Raw genomic sequence first — 4,403 nt, 5'->3', positions numbered from 1 at the left:
GTCGGCGTCGGAGACGTCCTTGATAGAGAAGGAGTCCAGGGTCAGGCCCTGGCCCGACAGCGAGGCCTCGGCGGCCTCGGCGACGCGGGACGCGAACGCGCCACGGTCCTGGATGATCTGCTCGACGGTCAGGGTGCCGACGATCGCGCGGAGCTCGCCCTCGAGGACCTCGGTGGTGAACGAGTGGATGGCCTGGGTCTGGCCCAGGAAGCGCTGCGCGGCGGCCCGGATGTGCGACTCGTCGCCGCCGACCTTCACCACGGCGACGGCCTGCACGTTGAGGCTGACGCCCTGCTGCGAGGGGGCCCGGGAGACCTGCAGGTGGATCTGGGTGGACGACAGCGGCAGCTTCGCGAGCGCCTGGACGAACGGCACGATGAAGGCGCCGCCGCCGACGACGACGCGCTGGCCGCTGAGGTCAGCGGCGCCCTTGCCCTTGCGTCCGGTGATGATGAACGCCTCGTTGGGACCGGCCACCTTGTACCTGGTCGCCACGAAGGCTCCGATCAGGACGAGGAGGGCGACGAGTCCTCCGATGGCGATGATGGTTCCCATGGGCATTCCTCCGTGAGTGCTGCAGTGGTGGTGCGCCGACCTCGGTGGCCGGTACGCAGGTGGGTGGACGGTGCGACGCCGGGAGGCGTTCCACCGCCGGGAGCGGGATGGATCAGATGCCGGTCACGAGGACCGCCGAGGGCGAGAGCACCTCGACGACCACGACCCGCGCGCCCGACGGCAGCGGCTCGTCGGACTTGGCGTTGTACTTCATGAGGTGGCCGGCGACGGTGACCGACACCTCGCCGTACTGACCGGGGTCGATGCGGTTCACGACCGTGCCCATGGTGCCCAGCACCAGGTCGGCGCAGACGGTCTCGTCGGTGCGCGAGTCGGCCAGCGACGAGGTCATCCACGTGGCCAGGCCGGCCAGGGCGACGCCGGAGACCGCGGCGCCCGCCACGGCCGCGGCCGCGCCCCACGAGTCGGGCAGGAGCAGGCCGCAGAAGCCGAAGCCGGCCAGGAACGCGCCGATCGCGGCGGTCGACAGGAAGGGGGTGTCGAAGTCGAGGAAGCTGAGCACGTCGTCGAACACGACGGACACCAGCAGGAGCGCCAGACCGATCACACCGACGACCACGAACATCAGGAACATGGGTGTCTCTCCTCGCACACTCGGTGACACCGTCACTCGGCGCGCCGAGAACGGTCCTGCCCCCACGGGACCACGGCCAAACCCTACGGTGCCTGGAGTCTCACCGGGACGGGTCCCACGGATCAGGCCCACGCATGGCCACCGCTGGCTAGGTTGTGCGGGTGAACGGACCCCGGGTGATCGCCGTCAACCACGTCGGCGTCAGCGTCGCCGACCTCGACCGCGCCCGGACCTTCTGGATGGACGGCCTCGGCGCGCTCGACCACGGGGGCTGGAGCTGGCCCGCCGGCACCGCGCCCGACGCCGTGCGCTGCCCCGACGGCACGCCGATCACCCTGGTGGAGGCGACGTTGCCGGGGCGTACGGGCCTGGTGGGGGTGACGGTCCGCGTCGAGGAGCCGTCCGCCTTCAACCTCGCGCGCGTTCCCGGGCCGGTGCAGGTCGACGTCGTGGCGGGTGCCGACGGCTCGAGGCCGCGGCCCGTCGACCTGGGCGTCAACCACCTCTACCTGGACGTGGCGGGGATCGCCGGCGTACGCGAGGGCACGCACGGTGTGCGCTGGCACCACCCCGTGACCGAGTCCAGCGGAGGCGTCGCGGCCGTCTGCTACGGCACCACCCACGACGGTGTGCTGGTCGAGCTGCTGGAGTCCCGCAGCGACGAGGCGTTCCTGGCCCGCACGAGGCTCACCGCCGCCCAGGCCTGAGCGGGCGGGGACCCGTCGCGGAGAACCGCCGGACGAATTCGCGCATTCGTTGGTTCTGCGGCGCCGTTGCCCGGCCTGGGCTCGACGGCTGACCCAGCTGTCGTCGAAGGGGGAACCGTGCGCTCGGCACGTCCACTGTCCATGCTGCTCACCTCGGTGGTCGCAGCCTCCGCCTGGCTGGTCGCCGCACCGGCACCAGCGTCCGCGCCGGCACCCCGCGCAATGGGCAGCACGCTGGTGGCCGACCCCGGCACGTGGGCACCCTCCGACGTCACGCTGGAGTACCAGTGGCTCAACGTCCTGGGTGTCGAGATCCCCGGGGCCACCGAGCGTGAGTTCACCATCGGTCCGGACACCCCCGTCCTCGCCTCGTTCCCGCACGAGTTCTCCGTCCGCGTGACCGGGCGCAGGGCGGGCGCCCAGGCGGTCGACGCCGAGAGCGCTCCCGTACGGGGCACCATTGACCCGGCCGACGGCGCCGACATCGACGGCGCGACCTCCGCCGCACTGGAGCTGGCCGAGGCCCACGAGGGCAAGCGGATCAGCGTGCGGGTGACGGGTTCCCTCAGCGGGTATGCGACGGTCTCGCGGACGTCGGACCGGACCGCACAGGTGGCCGCCGAGCCGGTCGAGGTCGTGGCCGGGACCGTGACCGTGAGCGGCACCGCACGTGCTGGTCACACGCTCACCGCCGACCCGGGGACCTGGACGCCGGCCGGCACCGTTCTGACCTACCAGTGGCTGCGCAACGGCACGGTCATCAAGGGCGCCACCAAGGCCACCTACAAGCTGGGAGCCAAGGACCGCGGCAAGCGGATCAGCGTCCGGGTCACGGGCACGAGGACCTACTTCGCCACCGTGCGGGTGACCTCGGCCAGGACCGCCAAGGTCACCCGCTGACACCGGTCGCACGGCTCCACGGCCCCGCCGGCACGCTGCCGGCGGGGCCGTGCGCCGTTCGTGGGTCGCGGCGACCACTTCCCGTCCACAGCCGTCCTCACGGACCCCGGTTCTGTGGATCAGACGCGTGCGTCGCACACTTGTCACCGCCTGCCGTCAGGGTGGGTCCTGTCGTCATGGTCCGAGGGAGGTGAGCGCGTGGGCAGCGTGCTGAGCGAGTTCGCCCGCTTCGAGGGTGCGTTGCGGCAGACCACCATGGTGCTGCTGCGCCAGGACACCGCGCCCGCCGTGGCGTCCGTCCTGCGCACCGCCTTCGACCGCGAGAACCGTCCGATCCCGACCTCGCGCCTGGAGGACCAGGTCGAGGTGTACGCCGCCGAGCTGCGCGCGGCCGGCTTCGACGGCGTCCCCACGGGCACCGGTCACGAGCTGTGCCTGCGGTGGCTGCACTCCAAGTGGCTGCACCGCAAGATGGACGAGGACAGCGAGGAGGAGGTCTACACGCTGACCTCCCACGCCCAGACGGCGATCGAGATCCTGCGCATCCAGGCCCGCGACCGGGCGACCCTGTCGGAGCACCGGGTCGCGACCCTGCTCTCGACGGTTCGACGGATCAACTCCGAGGCCAACCCCGACCGCACGGCGCGCGTGACCATCCTCGGTGAGGAGATCGACCGGTTGCGCCGCGAGCGCGACCGTCTCGTCGACGGCGGCGAGCTGCCGCCGGTGAGCGAGGACTACATGTCCGAGGCGTACTCCGAGCTGCTCTCCCTGGTGTCGGCGCTGCCCAGCGACTTCGCGCGGGTCGAGGAGTCGTACCAGCGCATGCGCAACGAGATCCTCGCCGAGTTCCGCTCGGAGAAGCGCAGCCCCGGCGAGGTCATCACCACCTACCTCGGCAAGGCCGACAACCTCGTCACGGCCACCCCGGAGGGGCGCGCCTTCGAGGGCGCGTTGACCCTGCTGCGCGACCCGGTCCTCATCGACCAGCTGCGCGCCGACCTGACCTCGTTGCTCGACCACCCGCACTCCGACCGGGTGCTCGGCAAGGGCGACCGTGCCGAGCTCAACGCGACCGTGGCGCTGATCCGTGGGTGGCTCTCGCGGGTGCTGGCCCAACGGGCCCGGGTCACCCAGGCGCTGCGCGACTACATCGTCTCCCACGACGCGATGCGCGACCACGAGCTCGAGACCGTGCTGCGCAACATCGAGGCCGAGGCCGCCCTGTGGTACGCCACCACCGGCCCCCGGTCGACGCACGGCGTCCACCTGATGCCCGACGTGGGCCGGCTCCCGCACCTGCGCGAGCGGTTCCACGACGCCGGGGCCGAGCAGGGGCCCGCGCCGCTGCCCGAGCTGGACGCCGACGGCGACGAGGTCATCTCGGTGGCTGACTTCCGCTTCCGCGGCGGCCCCTCCCTGGCGGCGCTCGACGAACGCCTCGACGCGGTCCTGCGCGGGGAGTTCGACGCCGCCTCGCTGGGCGAGGTCTTCGCCGAGCTGCCGCGCGAGCTGCGCCGCCCGGTCGAGATCTTCGGCCTGCTGCACCTGGCCAACGAGCGCGGCCTCGCGGAGGGTGACGACCTCGAGGCGTACGAGTCGGTGCGCACCGACGGCACCAGCCGTCAGCTGAGCGTGCCCCGCCA

The 4,403-nt window shown here is 72.1% G+C and carries 5 protein-coding genes; 3 read left to right on the top strand and 2 right to left on the bottom strand.

Annotation, left to right across the window (positions count from 1 at the left end; all coding sequences use genetic code 11):
* Both ACI379_RS00650 and ACI379_RS00645 read right to left on the bottom strand, forming a co-directional pair.
* Positions 1-555, bottom strand: a 555-nt coding sequence (locus ACI379_RS00650) for an SPFH domain-containing protein (protein ID WP_439790126.1), incomplete at its 3' end; no start/stop codon positions are given.
* A 112-nt stretch (positions 556-667) separates the two neighbouring features.
* The gene (locus tag ACI379_RS00645) at positions 668-1,150 is read right to left on the bottom strand and encodes a hypothetical protein (protein ID WP_439790125.1); all 483 of its coding nucleotides are present in this window, start codon (positions 1,148-1,150) and stop codon (positions 668-670) included.
* A 161-nt stretch (positions 1,151-1,311) separates the two neighbouring features.
* Here ACI379_RS00645 and ACI379_RS00640 point away from each other — a divergent pair, with 161 nt between their 5' ends.
* The 3 genes from ACI379_RS00640 to ACI379_RS00630 form a co-directional block, all read left to right on the top strand.
* Positions 1,312-1,857, top strand: coding sequence for a VOC family protein (locus tag ACI379_RS00640; RefSeq protein ID WP_439790124.1), 546 nt, complete (start codon positions 1,312-1,314; stop codon positions 1,855-1,857).
* 117 nt (positions 1,858-1,974) lie between these two features.
* A complete protein-coding gene (locus tag ACI379_RS00635) occupies positions 1,975-2,757 on the top strand; it encodes a hypothetical protein (RefSeq protein ID WP_439790123.1) in 783 nt (260 codons plus the stop codon).
* Positions 2,758-2,955: 198 nt separating this feature from the next.
* Positions 2,956-4,403: DUF3375 family protein (locus ACI379_RS00630; RefSeq protein ID WP_439790122.1), on the top strand; the 1,448-nt coding region annotated here is incomplete at its 3' end.

The organism is Nocardioides sp., assembly GCF_051876515.1.
Taxonomy (GTDB): domain Bacteria; phylum Actinomycetota; class Actinomycetes; order Propionibacteriales; family Nocardioidaceae; genus Nocardioides.
This window is presented reverse-complemented; position numbering and strand designations above follow the sequence as displayed.

What these genes read in the sequence shown, in the direction of transcription:
- ACI379_RS00645 (WP_439790125.1), bottom strand. Translation starts at nt 1,150, where the DNA reads ATGTTCCTGATGTTCGTGGTCGTCGGTGTGATCGGTCTGGCGCTCCTG.